General features: G+C 71.1%; 17 protein-coding genes. 10 read left to right on the forward strand and 7 right to left on the reverse strand.

Annotated features, from left to right (window positions below):
• From C1I93_RS17810 to C1I93_RS17825, 4 genes are all read right to left on the reverse strand, one after another.
• The coding region (locus C1I93_RS17810; RefSeq protein WP_111244432.1) for an SCO6045 C-terminal-like domain-containing protein at window positions 1-361 on the reverse strand (361 nt) is incomplete at its 3' end.
• Window positions 358-1,179 (reverse strand): MbnB/TglH/ChrH family RiPP precursor modification enzyme, encoded by an 822-nt coding sequence (locus tag C1I93_RS17815; RefSeq protein ID WP_111244431.1) that lies wholly within the window; start codon window positions 1,177-1,179, stop codon window positions 358-360. The genes C1I93_RS17810 and C1I93_RS17815, both read right to left, overlap by 4 nt.
• Window positions 1,176-2,108, reverse strand: coding sequence for a TIGR04222 domain-containing membrane protein (locus C1I93_RS17820; RefSeq protein ID WP_111244419.1), 933 nt, complete (start codon window positions 2,106-2,108; stop codon window positions 1,176-1,178). Before C1I93_RS17820 ends, C1I93_RS17815 begins: the two co-directional genes overlap by 4 nt.
• 92 nt (window positions 2,109-2,200) lie before the next feature.
• Window positions 2,201-2,773 carry a TetR/AcrR family transcriptional regulator gene (locus C1I93_RS17825; protein ID WP_111244420.1) on the reverse strand — a complete coding sequence of 191 codons (573 nt, stop codon included), beginning with the start codon at window positions 2,771-2,773 and terminating at the stop codon, window positions 2,201-2,203.
• 163 nt (window positions 2,774-2,936) lie between these two features.
• Between C1I93_RS17825 and C1I93_RS17830 the strand changes: the two genes are divergently transcribed.
• Window positions 2,937-3,581 (forward strand): HAD family hydrolase, encoded by a 645-nt coding sequence (locus tag C1I93_RS17830; protein ID WP_111244421.1) that lies wholly within the window; start codon window positions 2,937-2,939, stop codon window positions 3,579-3,581.
• A gap of 182 nt (window positions 3,582-3,763) precedes the next feature.
• Window positions 3,764-4,684 (forward strand): serine protein kinase RIO, encoded by a 921-nt coding sequence (locus C1I93_RS17835; protein WP_111244422.1) that lies wholly within the window; start codon window positions 3,764-3,766, stop codon window positions 4,682-4,684.
• Between the two features lie 110 nt (window positions 4,685-4,794).
• Here C1I93_RS17835 and C1I93_RS17840 read toward each other — a convergent pair whose 3' ends face one another.
• Window positions 4,795-5,043, reverse strand: a complete 249-nt coding sequence (locus C1I93_RS17840; RefSeq protein ID WP_111244433.1) for a DUF2630 family protein — start codon at window positions 5,041-5,043, stop codon at window positions 4,795-4,797.
• A 467-nt stretch (window positions 5,044-5,510) separates the two neighbouring features.
• On the opposite strand from C1I93_RS17840, the gene C1I93_RS17845 reads away from it, so the two are divergent.
• The 7 genes from C1I93_RS17845 (at window position 5,511) to C1I93_RS17875 (ending at window position 13,506) form a co-directional block, all read left to right on the forward strand.
• Window positions 5,511-6,848: a cytochrome P450 gene (locus C1I93_RS17845; RefSeq protein ID WP_420811803.1), complete on the forward strand. Its 1,338-nt coding sequence runs from the start codon at window positions 5,511-5,513 to the stop codon at window positions 6,846-6,848.
• The gene (locus C1I93_RS17850; protein WP_111244424.1) at window positions 6,845-7,744 is read left to right on the forward strand and encodes a terpene synthase family protein; all 900 of its coding nucleotides are present in this window, start codon (window positions 6,845-6,847) and stop codon (window positions 7,742-7,744) included. Before C1I93_RS17845 ends, C1I93_RS17850 begins: the two co-directional genes overlap by 4 nt.
• Window positions 7,745-7,749: 5 nt before the next feature.
• Entirely contained in the window at window positions 7,750-9,351 is a 1,602-nt protein-coding gene (locus C1I93_RS17855; RefSeq protein ID WP_258378305.1) for a prenyltransferase/squalene oxidase repeat-containing protein, read from the forward strand.
• A gap of 95 nt (window positions 9,352-9,446) precedes the next feature.
• Window positions 9,447-12,029, forward strand: coding sequence for a sensor histidine kinase (locus C1I93_RS17860; RefSeq protein WP_111244425.1), 2,583 nt, complete (start codon window positions 9,447-9,449; stop codon window positions 12,027-12,029).
• Window positions 12,030-12,108: 79 nt separating this feature from the next.
• Complete coding sequence (locus C1I93_RS17865) at window positions 12,109-12,531, forward strand: roadblock/LC7 domain-containing protein (protein WP_111244426.1); 423 nt, start codon at window positions 12,109-12,111, stop codon at window positions 12,529-12,531.
• A 5-nt stretch (window positions 12,532-12,536) separates the two neighbouring features.
• A complete protein-coding gene (locus tag C1I93_RS17870; protein WP_111244427.1) occupies window positions 12,537-12,923 on the forward strand; it encodes a DUF742 domain-containing protein in 387 nt (128 codons plus the stop codon).
• A complete protein-coding gene (locus tag C1I93_RS17875) occupies window positions 12,904-13,506 on the forward strand; it encodes a GTP-binding protein (protein ID WP_111244428.1) in 603 nt (200 codons plus the stop codon). Before C1I93_RS17870 ends, C1I93_RS17875 begins: the two co-directional genes overlap by 20 nt.
• A gap of 109 nt (window positions 13,507-13,615) precedes the next feature.
• Here the strand turns inward: C1I93_RS17875 and C1I93_RS17880 are convergent, their stop codons facing one another.
• Window positions 13,616-16,471, reverse strand: coding sequence for an aconitate hydratase (locus tag C1I93_RS17880; RefSeq protein WP_111244429.1), 2,856 nt, complete (start codon window positions 16,469-16,471; stop codon window positions 13,616-13,618).
• A 158-nt stretch (window positions 16,472-16,629) separates the two neighbouring features.
• On the opposite strand from C1I93_RS17880, the gene C1I93_RS17885 reads away from it, so the two are divergent.
• Complete coding sequence (locus C1I93_RS17885) at window positions 16,630-16,992, forward strand: VOC family protein (protein ID WP_111244430.1); 363 nt, start codon at window positions 16,630-16,632, stop codon at window positions 16,990-16,992.
• A gap of 83 nt (window positions 16,993-17,075) precedes the next feature.
• Here the strand turns inward: C1I93_RS17885 and C1I93_RS17890 are convergent.
• A partial coding sequence (locus C1I93_RS17890) for a C39 family peptidase (protein ID WP_111244435.1) occupies window positions 17,076-17,636 on the reverse strand: 561 nt, incomplete at its 5' end.

Here is a 17,636-nt window from a genome sequence, read left to right on the forward strand (position 1 = left end):
GGCGTGGGGGGTGGTGGCCGTCGTAGCGGAAGAGCTTCTCGCGGGTGGCCAGTTCCTCGGCGGCCAGCGGGGGCAGCGCCGCGCGGGCCTGTAGCGCGCGAGCCAGATCCCAGCCGTCGCGCAGACCGCCGGGATTGGGGCGGCCGGCTGCCCACTCGGTGAAGGTCGCGGGCCAGCGCGGGCCGAGGCCGGCGGCGAGCAGCGGCCAGTGCCGGGCCGCCTCGCCTGCGCGTTTGCGCAGCAGAGCGGCGCGGGCGGCGGCCAGCGGTCCCGGCGCGAAGCCCGGCGGCGGCGTGGCACCGGTGACCAACGCCGCCACCAACTGTGCCTGCCGGTGTGCCAGTGGGGTATCAGCGGTCATCGGGTCACCAGCGGGAAGCCGGCGGCGTGGGCCACGGCGTCCAGTTCGGCGCGCAGGTCGGTGGCGGGAGGGTAGTGCCCGTCCCGTTCCAGCAGCACCGCCGGTGGGCGGTGCCGGGCGCACAGCTCGGTGAGCAGGTCCAGCACCTGTGGCGGGACCGGGTCGGTGTGCGTGTCGTGGTAGTAGCCGCCCTGCTCGGCACCGCCGGCGATGTGCAGGTACGCGATCCGGTCCAGCGGCAGCCCGGCCAGCAGCGCGAGCGGGTCGTCGCCCCGGTTGCGGGCGTTGGCGTACACGTTGGCGATGTCGAGCAGCAGCAGCGCGCCGGTGCGGTCCAGGATCTCGGTGAGGAACGCCGCCTCGTCGAGTTCGTCGTCCGGCCAGTCGAACAGCGCCGCGATCGGTTCCAGCGCGAGCGGCACCGGCAGCTCCGCCTGCGTCCGGGCGACGTTGGCGCAGACCACGTCGACGGCTTCCCGGGTGCGGGGCAACGGCAGCAGGTGTCCGGCCTCCAGGCCGCCGGCGCGGACGAAGGCGATGTGCTCGCTGACCAGTGGGGCCGCGACGAGTTCGGCGACCGCGGCCAGGTGGGCCACCCGGGCCGGTTCGACCGGCTGCGCGCCGCCGAGGGAGAGGCGGACCCCGTGCGGTACGACGGCGACGCCGCGTTCCCGAAGCGCGGCCAATCCGTGCGGGGGCGGGCCGGACCTCGGCAGCGCTTCGGCGATCACCTCGACGAAGCGCAGTCCAGGCAGTTCGGCGACGAATCCGTCGATCTCCGGTCGCCAGCCGATGCCCACCCCCTCCGGGCCGGTCATCCGCCGCACCCTCCGCCGCCACAGCCGCCGCCCCCGCCCCCACAGCCGCCTCCGCCGCCGCTGTCGCCGCTGTTGCTTCCGCAGCCGCCGGTGCCGGCGGCGCTGGCACCGGAGCTGGCCGCGGCCGCCTTGGTCTGTAGCTCGATCTCGGCCTGCGCGGCGAAGACGGGATCCAGTGCCCAGAGCGACGCGACGCCGAACAGGCCCGTCGCCATCGCCACCCCGCTGGCACCGTAGAGGGAGTACGCCGGGTTCGAGGCGGGGGCGAGGTGCCGGTGTCGGGTACGCAGGGTCCGCAACGCGTTGTCGGCCGCCCGGGTCCGCCAGGGCACCCGGACGAACAGCACAGTGGTGACCACCGTCAGTGCGCCCACGATCAGCACGAGGTACCAGATAGGACGGTCGTTGGCCAGCCCCGCCACGATCCGGGCGACGCCGAGCAGCAGCAGCGCGGAGAGCAGCAGCGGGCCGAGCCGTAGGGCGGCCCGTCGGGTCGGGCTGAGCAGCAGGTCGTGCCGGTCCAGCCCGTCCCGCAGTTCGGTGAGGGCCCGCTCGACCCATTCGGTGCGGCGCAGGTCGCGGCCGTGGACGCCCTGCGCCGCGGCGTAGTGGATGGCTCGGTCGAGCTGGCTCGCCGCGGGTGGCAGCGGTCCGTCGACGGTCAGCCGCCGGTCCGGGGCCACCCCGATCACGCCCTGGCTGCGCAGCGTGCCGAGCGAGGTCCAGACCGCCAGTTCCTCCCGGCCGTTGAGGTAGGCGACCTGCTGTGGGCCGAGCTGGTCGGCGGCGGGGGCGGACCGGCCCGCCAGCAGGGACCGACGGTGGATCAGCACACCGGCCACGAGCAGCAGGGCCGCCGTCAGATAGCAGGCGAGGAAGGTGCTGCTGGGGATGCCCCAGGTGTCGAAGTCCGCGGCGAGACGCGTCATGGGCTGCTCCTGTCGCGCGAGGGGAACCGCAGCTTCATTGTGGAGCCGCGCCGCCAGCCGGTGGCACCCGCGGTGGCCCAGTTACCGTGCCGTTACCTGCGCCGGACGGCCTCCTCGACCAGATCGAGCACCGGGCCGAGGTCACCGGCCGGGCGACCCATGGCCAGGTGCAGCACCAGGCCGTCGTAGGCGAGTTCGAGGAAGCGGGCCAGTACGTCGATCGGTACGTCCTCGCGGAGCACGCCGGCCTCCCGCTGGCGGACCAGCCGTTCCCGGGTCGCCTCGGCAATGGCAGCCGAGCGCTCGGCCCAGCGCTTGGCGAAGGCCGGGTCGGTACGCAACCGCCGTGACACCTCCAGTTGGCTGCCCAACCAGCCGGTGGTGTCCGGGGATATCGCGCGGGCGAGCAGGTCACGCATCACCTGGACCAGGCCGTTGCGGGCGACGGTCTCCACCATCGTGGCCGCGTCGTCCTCGGCGACGGCGAGGAAGAGAGAGTCCTTGTCCCGGAAGTGGTGGAAGATCGCACCCCGGGACAACCGGGTCGCCTCCTCCAGCCGGCGTACGGTGGCACCTTCGTAGCCGTGCCGGGCGAAGCAGGCCCGGGCGGCGGCGAGAATCTCCTGCCGGCGGGCGTCGAGCTGGTCCTGACTTACTCTGGGCACGTCTCGATCGTGTCAGCCGATCCCTAGTGAGGCAAACCGTACGTACGGCTTGGGAGTGTCGGCCGGGTGAATCGCCGCTCACCTGCCCCGCGATGAGCAGTCGACCCGAAGGCGTAACACCCGGCCCTGTCGGCCGGGTACCCGATTCCCGTAAGGTGCCCGAGTGCCGCTGCTCCTGCTGGATCTGGACAACACCCTGCTCGATCGGGCCGGGTCGTTCCGTACCTGGGCAGAGCGCTTCCTGGACAGCATCGGCGCGCCGCCGGGGGACATCGACTGGCTGCTCTCCATCGACGCCGACGGTCTGACCGACCGCTGGGACGTCGCGGACGCCATCCGGGACCGCTACCAGCTCCGGATCCCCTCCATCGACCTGGTCGAGGAGCTGCACGACGGCGTGGTCGAGTTCACCCGGCTCGACCCACTTGTTGCCTGTGCGTTGCGGATCGCCGACGACGCCGGCTGGATGCCGGTGGTGGTGACCAACGGCACGGTGCGGCTCCAGGACACCAAGATCCGTCGTACCGGGCTGGACCGGTACATCGCCGATTGGGTGATCTCCGAGGAGGCCGGGGTCAGCAAGCCCAATCCGCGGATCTTCGCGCTGGCCGCCCAGCGGGCGCGGATGCCGCTGCGCGGCGCCTGGGTGATCGGCGACGGGCCGGAGGCCGACATCGGCGGCGCCACCGCGGTCGGCCTGCCCAGCATCTGGCTGCATCGGGGACGGCCGTGGACGGACGCCCGGTTCGCGCCCACCGCGACGGTGGACACCGTGATCGCCGCCATCGCCACGATCATGGGCGCTTGAGGCCGGTTCGGCGGGCGCCGCACGGCGTAAATCCGGTTGACCAGGTCGGGGTGCCCGGCGAGCATTGTCGCGCGCATCGTGCGTGCCGGGCGTGCGCCCGGTCGAGGAGAGGGGGTCGGTCATGACCGTCTTCGCAGGTCAACTCCTGCCTCCAGCCACCTCGACCAAGGGACGACAGCGCAGTGCGCGATCACGACTTTCCGGCGTGGGAACGCCGCAACCGCGGCAAGCGCCGCTTTGATGACGACGAACCACACCTGCTGAAGCGGAGCCGGCCGGCCGAGACCCCGGCCGACCCGGAACCGGACCCGGGCCCGGCCTGGTCCTCCTGGGACGACGCGGTGCACGGTCCGCAGCCGCACCCCGCCTGGCTGGTCACCGAACTGGCGGCGCGGGACACCGAACTCGGGGTGCTCAAGACCGGCAAGGAGGCGGAGGTTCATCTGGTCCGCCGCGCGGTCCCGGACACGGACCGCTCCTGCCTGCTGGCGGCCAAGCGTTACCGCGATCCCCGGCATCGGCTCTTTCACCGCGACGCCGGCTATCTGGAGGGACGGCGGGTCCGCCGGTCCCGGGAGATGCGGGCCATGGTCGGCCGGACCGCGTTCGGCCGGCAGATGATCGCCGGCCAGTGGGCAGCGGCCGAATTCGGCGCGCTGGCCCGGCTCTGGGAGATCGGCAGCCGGTACGGCACGATCAACGTCCCGTACCCGGTGCAGTTGCGCGGCACCGAGCTGATGCTGGAGTTCCTCGGCGATCCGGACGAGGGGCGCGCCGCGCCCCGGCTGGCCGAGCTGCGTCCGGACCCCACCGAGCTGCGTGACCTGTGGGCGCAGTTGGTGGACGCGCTTGTGGTCCTGGCCCGCGCCGGGTACGCGCACGGTGACCTGTCCCCGTACAACCTGCTGGTGTGCGCGGGGCGGTTGGTGCTCATCGACCTGCCGCAGGTCGTGGACGTGGTGGCGAATCCGCAGGGGCGCGAGTTCCTGGCCCGCGACGTCCGGATCGTGGCCACCTGGTTCGTGGCCCGTGGCCTGCCGCCGGGCCTGGCCGACCCGAGCGCGTTGACCGAGCTGCTCTCGCGCGAGGCCGGCCTGCGCTGACTGAGCTGCTCTCCCGCGAGGCCGGTCTGCGCTGACGATGGGCTCCGGGCGGCGAATGCCGTCGCCCGGAGCCCGTTCACGCGATCCGTCACGCTTGGCGGGCTACCTGATCACTGTAGGTATCGCTCGACCTCTGGCACCGGGCGAGCGCCCTGCGCGTCGGGGTCGCCGTGGGCCTGGCGAGCGGCACGGCGGCGACGGAGCAGATCCCAGCACTGGTCAAGGGACTCCTCCAGCTCGCGCAGCCGGGTGCGGGCCTCGTCATCGGTGCCGGCCTCGTGTGCCTGCGCCGTGGCGCGCAGCCGGTGTTCCTCGTCGACCAGATCAGAGATCCGGCTCAGGATGGTCTTGTCGTCCATGCCTCTGAGCCTGGCACAGCGAGGCGGGTGGCGCCCGGATTCCTTCCGGCGCGGCCACCTGGGCGTGGTGGGCCGAGTGTCGTCGGCGCGGCCCGCCGGCTCCTCCGACATGACCAAGATCACCGAGGTTGCGGAGGTCGATGCCGGCCCTGACCCGAGTCGATCGACCACTTACCTCTCGATTTCGGCATTGACCAGCGAAAACGCGGCGGCGAGCGAGACCCGCGGGCCCGTCGGTGGGCAATTTGTCCACTGTGGCATTAGTCGTCGAACGTCCGATCTCTGCTGTGGACAGCGGGAATGTCGACCATGAAGATTTCTCGCTACGCGACTAGTAAGGAGTGCCATCGCAATGGCATGCTCATCGCGACCACGGCAATTCGAAGAGTGATGCCCCGTACCCCTGGGGCCTGTTGCAGGCGGGAGCCGACCACGCCATGTCCGTCCACACCAGACGAGCGGGATCCATACCCCTGCGGCACGTGGTGCCGAGCCTGATGCGTGACCCGGCCCGTGCGCTTGTCGAGTTCGGCGACCGGTCCGGGGGCGAGGTGGTCAAGCTCAACCTCGGTTCGTTCCGCCCGTACCTCATCACCCATCCCGACCACCTTCAGCGGGTGCTGCGGGAGAAGTCCGGCAACTACGTCCGGGCCGGCGACGGCCTGCAGTGGCGTCCACTGAAGCGGTTGTTCGGCGAGGGCATCCTCAGCGACGGAGAATACTGGACCAACAGCCGGCAGATCCTCCAGCCGCTGTTCACGGCCCGGCGCATCGACGGGCTCGTCGACCGCCTCGCGGTGGCGATCGAGGAGGCCATCGACGAGTTGGCGGAGCCGGCGCGGACCGGTCAGCCGGTGGACATGGGCACCGTGCAGGCCGAGATCGTCTGTTCGGCGATCATGCGGGTCTTCTTCGACAACAAGATCACCGTGCCGGACGCAATGCGGATCATGGAAGCGCAGGACGCCATCGCCTGGTCGGTGATGCCCCGGATCATGGTGCCGTGGGCGCCGAACTACGCGCCGATGCCGGGCGACCGGACGTTCCGGCGCGCCGTGCAGCTCATCGACGACCTGCTGCTGCCCACCGTGCGGGCGGCGCGCGACACCGCCCACGAGGGCGCCGACGACATCATCTCCACCCTGTGGCGGGGGCGCACCGAGGACGGCGGCCGGCTGGACGAGCGTCAGGTCCGCAACGACACGGTGGCGATGGTGGCCACCACCACCGAGACCACGATCAGCGTGCTCACCTGGCTCTGGCCGCACATCGAGCAGGACCCGACGGTCGCCACCCGGCTCTACGAGGAACTCGACCGGGTGGTGGGCGACCAGCCGGTCCGCCGCGAACACCTGCGCGAGCTGCGCTACCTGCGGCAGGTCCTCGACGAACTGCTGCGGCTCTATCCGATCGGCTGGCTCTTCCCGCGTCGAGCGGTCGAGGAGGACGTCATCGGCGGCGTCCGGATCCCGGCCGGCGCCACTCTCGTGGTCAGCCCGCTGATCACCCAGCGGATGTCGATGTTCTGGGACCGGCCCGAGGTCTTCGATCCCGACCGGTTCAGCCCGGAGGCGTCCCGCGGCCGACCCAAGTACGCGCACTTCCCGTTCGGCGGCGGCCCGCACCAGTGCCTCGGCATGCACCTGTTCTATCTGGAGGCCACCCTGATCGTGGCCACCCTGCTGAGCCGGTTCCGGTTCCGGTTGCGCCGTTCGGGCGTGCCCGGCATCAAGGTGGCGGCCGCGTTGCGCCCGCTCGACCGGGTCGAGGTGACCCTGCGACCGGTGCAGGGTGTGGCGGCGTGAGCGCCCGGACCGAGCCGCCGGACGCCGGCGGAGACCAACTGCTGATCGCCGCCGAACAGGGCCGCATCTGTGCCCTCGCCGCACAGGGCCAGCGTGACCTGGCGAAGGTCGCGGCGTCGTACCCGGATCTGTTTCCCGCCAAGCCGTTCGACGCGGCGCTCTTCGGCAACGTGGCGATGGCCATCGCCTTCGGCGCGCCCTGGTGCGACCCGGCCCAACTGCGGATCACCAACCGTGTCGTGCTCTGGGGCTTCGCCGTCGACTGGCTGATCGACCACGAGGCACGATCGCGCGACGAGATCGACCGGCTGACCGCACGCTGCCTCGCCGTGGCCGATGGCGGGAGTCCGGAGGAGGGCGACGCCCTGGGCGCCTTCCTCGCCGAGCTGCGGGACGAGCTCGCGGCCGTGCCGGCCTTCGCCGAACACCGGCACCGCTGGCGCGACGAGATCCGTACGGTGCTGGTTGCCATGGGCCGCGAGTGGGACTGGAAGCAGCAGCCGGACCAGCTGCCCAGCTTCGCGGAATACCTGGACAACGCCGCCAACCTGGCCTGCACGGTGGTCAACGTGGTGCACTGGATCCACACCGACGACCCGGCGACGCTGAAACACCTGGACGCGTTGCTCGCCGCCAGCGACCAGGTCCAGCGCATCCTTCGACTGGTCAACGACCTCGGCACGTACGAACGTGATGTGCGCTGGGGCGACCTCAACGCCTTGCTGCTGGTGCCCAGGGCCGAGGTCGAGCAGCGGATCATCGAGCTGGTGGCCGAGGCCCGCGCGATGCTGGAGCCGCTGCGCGACAGCGTTCCGGTGCCCGCCGACTACCTGGCCCGGCAGATCGGTTTCAGCAGCGGGTTCTACCGTTCCACCGACTTCTGGGGCGTGTCGTGACGACCGTGGCACCCGCCGTCGGCGCGGAGACCGGGCCCAGTGTGACCGCCGCCGCCCGCGATCTGGTCGCCCTGCTGGAACGCGAACCGGCCGGGCAGGTGAGCAACTCCGTCTACGAGACCGGACGGCTCGTCGCCGACGCCCCGTGGCTGGACGGGCACGGGCGACGGCTGGCCTACCTGCTTGCGCAGCAGAGTGCCGACGGCAGTTGGGGCCCGGCGGGCGGGTACGCCCTGGTGCCCACGGCCAGCGCGGTGCAGGGACTGCTCGCCGAACTGGTCCGGGCTGATCCGGCCGGCACTGCGGCCCGAGCCGAACTCGCCGCCGCCACCGCCCGGGGCCTGGCCGCGCTGGCTCGACGGTTGGCCGACGGCACGTCCATGCCGGACACCCCGGCGGCGGATCTGATCGTGCCGGCCCTGGCCGCGCGGATCGACGCGCACCTGACCGAGCTGGGTGGCGAGTTCGGGCCGGCACTGCCCCCGGTGGACCGACGCCGGGTCGACGCGGTCGCCGCGCTGCTCGCCACCGACCACCCGGTGCCCAGCAAACTCTGGCACGCCTACGAGGTGCTCGGCGCGGCCGCCGCCACGCGTACCGAAGTCACCCCGGTCGAGGGTGCGGTGGGCGCCTCGCCGGCGGCCACCGCGGCCTGGCTCGCCCACCGGCGTACGCCGGACCGCGCCGCCCGGGCCTACCTCGACGCCGTCGTGGCCCGGCACGGTGGGCCGGTGCCGTGCTGCACGCCGATCACGACTTTCGAACGGTCCTGGTCGCTGGCCACGCTCGTCCGGGTGGGGCTGCCGGTGACGCCGTCGCCGGGGCTGGTCAGTGAGCTGGTCGCCGCCCTCGGCCCCGACGGCGCGGCCACCGGCCCCGGTCTGCCGACCGACGCCGACACCACCTCCGCCACCCTGTACGCCCTCGCCCGGCTGGGACACCCGGTGGACCCGGCGAGCCTGCTCCGTTTCGACCTGGGCACGCACTTCTGCACCTGGCAGGGGGAGGACGGACACTCGATCACCACGAACGCGCACGTGCTGGAGGCGTTGGGCTGGCACGCCAGGAACGCGCGGGACGGTGCCGAGCGGTACGCCCCCCGGGTGACCCGGCTCGCCGGATGGCTGCGTGACGCACAACAACCGGACGGGCAGTGGGCCGACCGATGGCACGCCTCGCCTTACTACGCCACCTGTTGCGCGGCGCTGGCCCTGGCCGGCTACGCACCGGCCGAGGTGGCCGACGCGGCCGTCGACCGGGCGGCGGACTGGGTGTTGGCCACCCAACGTGACGACGGTGGCTGGGGACGCTGGTCGACCACCACGGAGGAGACGGCGTACGCGGTGCACGTGCTGCTCGGCGCAGGGCGGCCGATCCGACCCCGGGTGCGGGAGGCGGTCCTCAGGGCCCTCGAACCACTGTGTGCCGAACCGACCGAACACCCACCACTGTGGCACGACAAGGACCTCTACACGCCGATACTCATCGTCCGTGCGGCGGTGATCGCGGCCCGGCGACTGGCGTTCGCGGCGACCGAGACGGCGCGTGGCGGCGCATCAGTCCCACGCCAGCAGGGGGCCGACCAGGGCATGATCACGACCGCTTGAGTTGCTGCGGTGACGCTGTTAGCGTGCGCCGGGGTCGGTGCGCGCGACACGCCGCTGACTGACAGATCAACTCGCTCAGGGCCAGGGACGGTGTAATGGGTTCCCGCAGTTCGAATCTGCGTACCAAGGTCGTGGCTCTGCTGGCTTCGCTGGTGGCGCTCTGGGGCTTCACGGCCTGGGTCACCGTCCGGGAGGGTGTGAACCTGGTCGGCGTGCAGGCGCTCGACGTGCGGGTGTTCGATCCCACCGAGCCGCTGCTGCTCCAGCTCCAGACGGAACGGCGCAGCTCGCTCGTCTATCTCGGCCGGCCCGAGGAGGCCCAGCGGGCCGAGCTGGAGCAGCTGCGTCAGCGTACGGACCAGCTGGCCGCGGAGTTCGCCGAATCGGTGGACAACTGGCAGGTGAGCCTGCTCGGCAGCGACGACCTGCACGAACGCGTCGCCCTGCTGCAGCAGGGGCTGGACGCGCTGCGGGACACCCGCACCGCCGTCGACGAGCGCAACATCGGCCGCGGCGAGGCCGGCACGGCGTTCACCGAGCTGATCGAGTCGATCTACCAGGTGTACGACGAACTCGGCAACCTCGACGACGACGAGGTCGCCGAGAACACCACCCAGCTGATCCGGCTCAACCGGGCTCGCGAGCTGCTGTCCCAGGAGGACGCGATGCTCGCCGGTGTGCTGGCCGCCGGCCGGATCACCCCCGCCGAGCGGGCCGAGTTCACCCGGGTGGTGGGTGCCCGCCAGTTCCTCGCGGAGCAGGCGATCGTCCGGCTTCCCGACGCCGATCAGCAACGCTACGCGCAGCTGATCGCCGCTCCGAGCTTCCAGCGGCTGGCCGAGCTGGAAAACGAGATCATGGTCGGCTCCGGCAGCTCCCGGCCGCCCTTCACCGGCCAGGACTGGGCGGAGACCACGGGCCCGGCGATGGTCGAGATCAGCGACGTGGTGCTGGCCGGCGGTGACGACATCGTCAAGAGCGCCGTCCCGGTCGCGGTCGGGGTCATCGTCCGGCTGGTGCTCGCCGCCGGTCTCGGCCTGCTCGCGGTCATCGCCTCGGTGATCGTCTCGATCACCACCGCGCGGGCCCTGGTCCAGCAGTTGCAGCGGCTGCGCGACGCCGCCTTCCAGCTCGCCAACGACCGGCTGCCGAGCGTGGTGGAGCGACTCGGTCAAGGCGAGCAGGTGGATGTCAGCAAGGAGGCCCCACCGCTCCAGTTCGGCGACGACGAGATCGGCCAGGTGGGTAAGGCCTTCAACGTCGTGCAGGAGACCGCGATCCGGACCGCTGTCGAGCAGGCCGAACTGCGTCGGGCGGTGCGTGACGTCTTCCTCAGCCTGGCCCGACGTACCCAGGCCCTGGTGCATCGCCAGCTCACCCTGCTGGACGCGATGGAGCGGCGCGAGCACGACGCGGAGGAACTGGAGGACCTGTTCCGCGTCGACCACCTCGCCACCCGGATGCGGCGCAACGCCGAGAACCTGATCGTGCTCTCCGGCTCCACCCCCGGTCGGGCCTGGCGGCGCAGCGTGCCGATGGTGGACGTGATCCGGGGCGCGGTCGGCGAGGTCGAGGACTACACCCGGGTCCAGGTGCTGCCGATCAGCGGTGTGTCGCTGGCCGGCCGTGCGGTCGGTGACGTCATCCACCTGCTCGCCGAGCTGATCGAGAACGGGCTCTCGTTCTCCCCGCCGCACACCACGGTGGAGGTACGCGGGCAACTGGTCGCCAACGGCTTCGCCATCGAGATCGAGGACCGCGGCCTCGGGATGACCGAGGAAGACCTGGCCGCGGCCAACTACCGCATCGTGGACCGCTCCGAGCTGAACCTCGCCGACGCGTCCCGGCTCGGCCTGTACGTGGTGAGCCGGCTGACCGACCGGCACGGGGTGCGGGTGCAGCTCAAGGAGTCCGCGTACGGCGGCACCACTGCCGTGGTGCTGATCCCGAGCGATCTGATCATCGTGGACGGTGCCGAGCCCGAGGCGCCCGTCGGCACCCGGACCGAGGCGCCGGCCGTGGCCGCCGGTCCGGGGCCGGCTGCCAGGACCGAGCGGACGACCGCGCCGGTGGCCCTCGCCGCGCCGGCGGCACCGCCCGCACCGCCCGTACCGCCCGCACCCCGCACCGCCGACGCCGGGCACGACGGCGTGGCCGAACGCGGTCAGGACGTACCGGTCGAGCTCAACCTCGGGCCGGTGGACGACACCGACGGCACCGGGCTGCCGACCCGGTCACGGCGCCGGCCCGGCTACTCCGCACTGGACGGGCCGACCATTCCGATCGGGCTCCCCGTCACCTCGACGTCGAGCACCGAGAGCGTCCCACGGGCACCCCACCGGCTGATCGAGAACACCGGCGGTCGTCCGCCGATCGAACCGGTGCCCACGGCACCCGAGCCGGGCGGTGTCGGTGTGGACAGCGAGCCGAGTCGCACCGAGTCGGGCCTTCCGGTTCGGATCCGGCAGGCCAGCCTCGCGCCCGCGTTGCGGGACGAACCGGAGGCGGCGGAGGAGGACGACGACGTGATCCGCGAACCCGAACAGGTGCGGCGCATGATGAGTTCGTACCAGACCGGCACCAGGCGCGGGCGCACCGACGCCGCCCGGTTGCTCGGCGGTACCGGTCAGGCAGCCGACGGGGACGATCCCGACGGCGCCGACCAACAAGCGACCTGAGCCGCGGTCGGGCGGACCGCACGACCGCCGGCCAGGCACAGATGAGCACGGCGAGAGCCGAGGAGAAGAGGACGACGAAGTGGGGCAGAAGACGGCTTCGAGTGCCGACCTGGCGTGGTTGCTGGATGACCTGGTCGGCCGGGTCAAGCAGGCCGAGCACGCGGTTGCGCTGTCCGCCGACGGTCTGTTGATGGCCTCCTCGCAGGGGCTCAGCCGTGACGACGGCGAGCATCTGGCGGCGATGGCGGCTGGCATCCAGAGCCTGGCCCGGGGCGCGGGCAAGCGGTTCGGCGGTGGGCAGGTGCAGCAGACAATCATCGAGATGCAGTCGTCCTTCCTGTTCGTCACAGCCGCCGGTCGCAACGCCTGCCTCGCGGTTCTGGCCAGTGAGGACGCCGATGTGGGACTGATCGCGTACGAGATGGCCATGCTGGTCACCCGGGTCGGCAAGTACGTCGCCTCGCCCAGTCGATCAGCGGACCAGACAAACGGGGAGAAGTAGCACGCATGACGGTGCAGGGAGAATCTGCCGAACATCAGTGGGTTGACGACCATGCTGGCCCGGTGGTCCGTCCGTACGCGGTGACCGGCGGCCGGGCCCGGCCGGTCACCGGCACGTTCGACCTGATCTCCCTGGTGACGGCGACCCGCAAGGACGTGTCTCCGGAGATCGGTATCGGCCCGGAGCATCTGGCGATCGTCGGACTGTGCCAGCGGATGCAGTCCGTCGCCGAGATCGCGGCACACCTGGACCTGCCGGTCGGCACCGTGCGGGTCCTGCTCGGTGATCTGGTGGCGCGCAACCTGGTACAGATCCGGGAGCCGCAGAGCACCCTCGGCATTCCCGACCACAGCATCTTCGAGGCGGTTATCAATGGACTACGGGCACTCTGAGCGGCCGTCGGGCGCAGCCGCACTGCCCACGGCGATCAAGATTCTGGTCGCGGGCGGCTTCGGGGTGGGCAAGACGACGATGGTCGGCGCGGTCAGCGAGACACGTCCGCTGCGCACCGAGGAGGTGCTGACCGAGTCGGGCGTCGGCATCGACGACCTGTCCGGGGTGGAGACCAAGCAGACCACCACCGTGGCGATGGACTTCGGTCGCATCACCATCAGCGACGATCTGGTGCTGTATCTCTTCGGGACCCCGGGGCAGGACCGGTTCTGGTTCGTCTGGGACGAGTTGGCCCTCGGCGCGATCGGCGCCGTGGTGTTGGCCGACACTCGCCGGCTGGCCGACTGCTTCCCCTCGATCGACTACTTCGAGGGACGGGGCACCCCGTTCCTGGTGGCGGTGAACTGCTTCGAGGGGGCCCGGCAGTACCGGCTCGACGAGGTGCAGGCCGCACTGAACCTCGACCCCGAGGTGCCGGTGCTGCTCTGCGACGCCCGCAACCGCGAGTCGGCCAAGGAGGTGCTGATCACCCTGGTCGAGCACGCCATGAAGGTCCGGGACGCGCGCCGCCGGGCCGAGTGACGACCGGGGGTCGCCGGCCGGGTCCGCCGCCGGTCGCGCCCCAGCACCCCTGCCGTACGACGAAGGGCTCCTTCCCACGCCGGGAAGGAGCCCTTCGCTGTCGGGTACGTCAGCTGGCGATCATGCGCCGCAGCACGTACTGGAGGATGCCGCCGTGGCGGTAGTAGTCGGCCTCACCCGGGGTGTCGATCCGCACCACCGCGTCGAACTCGACCCCGCTGTCGGTGGTCACCCGCACCGTGCGCGGGGTCTCGCCGTCGTTGAGCCCGGTCACGCCGGTGATGGTGAACGTCTCGGTGCCGGTCAGCCCCAACGACTCGGCGTTCTCGCCGGTCGGGTACTGAAGCGGCAGCACGCCCATGCCGATCAGGTTGGAGCGGTGGATCCGCTCGTACGACTCGGCGATGACCGCCCTGACCCCCAGCAGCATGGTCCCCTTGGCCGCCCAGTCGCGCGACGAGCCGGAACCGTACTCCTTGCCGGCCAGGATCACCAGCGGGACACCCGCCTCCTGGTAAGCCATCGAGGCGTCGTAGATCGAGGTCTGCTCACCGGTGAGGTGGTTGACCGTGTAGCCACCCTCGACGCCGGGCACCAGCTGGTTACGCAACCGGATGTTGGCGAACGTGCCGCGGATCATCACCTCGTGGTTACCCCGGCGGGAGCCGTACGAGTTGAACTCGTGCCGTGGCACACCGTGTCCGGCGAGGTACTCACCGGCCGGGGAGTCGGCCTTGATCGAGCCGGCCGGGGAGATGTGGTCGGTGGTCACCGAGTCGCCCAGCTTGGCCAGCACCCTAGCCGGACCGATGTCGAGGACAGGCGCCGGCAGGCGCCGCATGCCCTCGAAGTACGGGGGCTTGCGGACGTAGGTGGACTCGCCGTCCCAGGCGAAGGTGTCCCCGGTCGGCGTCGGCAGGGACTGCCAGCGCTCGTCACCGGCGAAGACGTCGGCGTACGCGGCACTGAAGCCGGTGGCGCCGATCGCCGAGGCGATGACGTCCTGGATCTCGGCGGTGCTCGGCCAGATGTCGCGCAGGAAGACCGGCTGGCCCGCGCTGTCCTCACCGATCGGCTCGTTGGCCAGGTCGATGTCCATCGTGCCGGCGAGGGCGTACGCCACCACCAGCGGCGGCGAGGCCAGGTAGTTCATCTTGACGTCGGGGTTGATTCGGCCCTCGAAGTTGCGGTTGCCGGAGAGCACCGACACCACGGCGAGGTCGGCCTCGTTCACCGCCGCCGAGATCTCCTCCGGCAGCGGGCCGGAGTTGCCGATGCAGGTGGTGCAGCCGTAGCCGACCAGGTGGAAGCCGAGCTTCTCCAGGTAGGGCGTGAGGCCGGCCCGCTCGTAGTAGTCCATGACCACCTTCGAGCCGGGGGCCAGGGTGGTCTTCACCCACGGCTTGCGGTTCAGCCCCTTGTCCACCGCGTTGCGGGCGAGCAGCGCCGCACCGATCATGACCTGCGGGTTGGAGGTGTTGGTGCAGGAGGTGATGGCGGCGATCACCACCGCGCCGTGGTCCAGCTCGTACTCGACGCCGTCTTCGCCGGTGACCCGGATCGGGCTGCTGGCCCGCCCGCCGGCACCGACGGCCGCGGTGACCAGGTCGCGCGGGGCGTCGGCGGGGTCGCTCACCCCGTTGGCCGGCGGGTCGCTGGCCGGGAACGACTCGGCGCTGGCCTCGTCGGCGTGGCCGGCGGTGCCGAACGGCTTCTCCTGCTGCGGCACGCCGGGCTTGCGGCCCGGGTCGCCGCCGGTCTCGTCGGCGGCCACGTAGTCGGTGAGTGCGGCGCGGAACAGCGTCTTGGCGTTGCCCAGCGGCACCCGGTCCTGCGGGCGCTTCGGCCCGGCGAGCGAGGGCTCGATGGTGCCCAGGTCCAGTTCCAGCTGCTCGGAGTAGGACGGCTCGTGGGCCGGGTCGTGCCAGAGTCCTTGTTCTTTCGCATACGCCTCGACCAGCGCGACCTGCTGCGGGTCCCGGCCGGTCAGCTCCAGGTAGCGCACGGTCTCGGCGTCGATCGGGAAGATCGCCACGGTGGAGCCGTACTCCGGGGACATGTTGCCGATGGTGGCCCGGTTGGCCAGCGGCACGGCGCTCACACCGGGGCCGTAGAACTCGACGAACTTGCCGACCACGCCGTGCTTACGCAGCATCTCGGTGATGGTGAGCACCAGGTCGGTGGCGGTGGTGCCGGCCGGCATCTCACCGGAGAGCTTGAAGCCCACCACGCGGGGGATCAGCATGCTGACCGGCTGACCCAGCATGGCCGCCTCGGCCTCGATGCCGCCGACGCCCCAACCCAGCACGCCCAGGCCGTTGACCATCGTGGTGTGCGAGTCGGTGCCGACGACCGTGTCCGGGTACGCCTGTCCTTCGCGCTCCATGATCGTACGGGCCAGGTACTCGATGTTGACCTGGTGCACGATGCCGGTGCCGGGCGGGACCACCTTGAATTCGTTGAAGGCGGTCTGGCCCCAGCGCAGGAACTGGTAACGCTCCTTGTTGCGCTCGTACTCCAGCTCGACGTTGCGCTCGAAGGCGTCCTCGCGGCCGAACAGGTCGGCGATGACCGAGTGGTCGATGACCAGCTCGGCGGGGGCGAGCGGGTTCACCTTGGTCGGGTCACCGCCCAGCTCGCGGACGGCCTCGCGCATGGTGGCCAGGTCGACCACGCACGGTACGCCGGTGAAGTCCTGCATCAGCACCCGCGCCGGGGTGAACTGGATTTCGACATTGGGGTCCGCGGTCGGATCCCAGGCACCGAGCTGGCGGATGTGTTCGGCGGTGATGTTCGCGCCGTCCTCGGTCCGCAGCAGGTTCTCCAGCAGGATCTTCAGGCTGTAGGGGAGCCGGTCGTGGCCCTCCACCTGGCTGATCTTGAAAATCTCGTAGCTCGCGTCTCCGACGCGCAGCTGCTTCTTCGCACCGAAGGTGTCGAGGCTCGCCACGTCGTACTCCTTCACACCAGCGACCGTGAGTAGTCCTGAGCAGTCTGTCGCACCGGCCGGAAGGCCGCCGAGCTTAGGCGACACTTACCGCCGATTCGCGCTGTCAACAAAACCGTACGTCCGTCTTGCTATTAGGTCAACCCGCTGCCATCGTGTGGACGGGAGGTGCATCCATGATCCATCACGTTCAGCTCGCCTGCCCACGGGGCTCCGAGGACGCCTCGCGGGCCTTCTACATCGGCCTGCTCCACCTGACCGAGGTGCCCAAGCCGCCGGCACTCGCGGCCCGCGGCGGTTGCTGGTTCACCGGGTACGGTGCCGAACTGCACCTCGGCGTCGAGGACGACTTCCGGCCCGCCCGCAAGGCGCATCCCGCCCTGCTCCGGCCCGACCTGGACGCCCTCGCCGACCGGCTGACCGCCGCCGGATACCCCGTCGCCTGGGGCGGCGACGAGTTGCCGGGGCTGCGCCGCTTCCACACCGAGGACCCGCACGGCAACCGCCTGGAGCTCCTCACCCCCGCCGCGACCGCTTGACGCCGCATCTTCACTGACGTTGTCGTGGTGTCGACAAGGGCCGACCTCCGGGGTGGGAGGTCGGCCCTTGTGGTGTCGCGGGGTCAGCTGGTGGCGCTGTAGCCGCGGCTGGCGATCCAGTTGGCGAGTGCGTCGGTGGTGATCCAGTACTCGGCCTGGTTGGGGTCGGCGGAGTCGGCGATCTTCACCTGGTTGCCGTTGTCGCGGTAGCCGGTGACGCTGATGTAGTGGCCGCCTTCGAAGCTGTGGGTGGTGCCGTCGGTGTCGGTGGTGGTGCCGGCGATGTTGGCGACCACGGCGCGGCCGTCGTCGACGGTGCGCACGACGTCGTCGCGGAGCTTGTCAACCTGCTTGGTGGCGGCGTCGGCGTCGCGGATCTCCACGGAGCGGTAGACGTCCTTACCCGTCTCCTTGTTCAGGATGGGGGTGATGTCGTTGATGGAGTTGGTGCCGGCTTCGGTGGTGCCCATGCGCTTGGCCATGTCGTACACGTCGATGTTCTTGCCCTGCACGCTCAGCGCGTTACGGGCGGCGGCGGGGCCGCAGAAGTAGAAGTTGGGTTGGGCTTCGTAGCGCACGTCGAGTTGGCGTTCGCCGCCGGGCTTGCGGTCGGTCTGCACCTGGGCGGCGGCCGGTGCGGGGGC

It is taken from the genome of Micromonospora endophytica, from assembly GCF_003236305.1.
GTDB lineage: Bacteria > Actinomycetota > Actinomycetes > Mycobacteriales > Micromonosporaceae > Micromonospora > Micromonospora endophytica.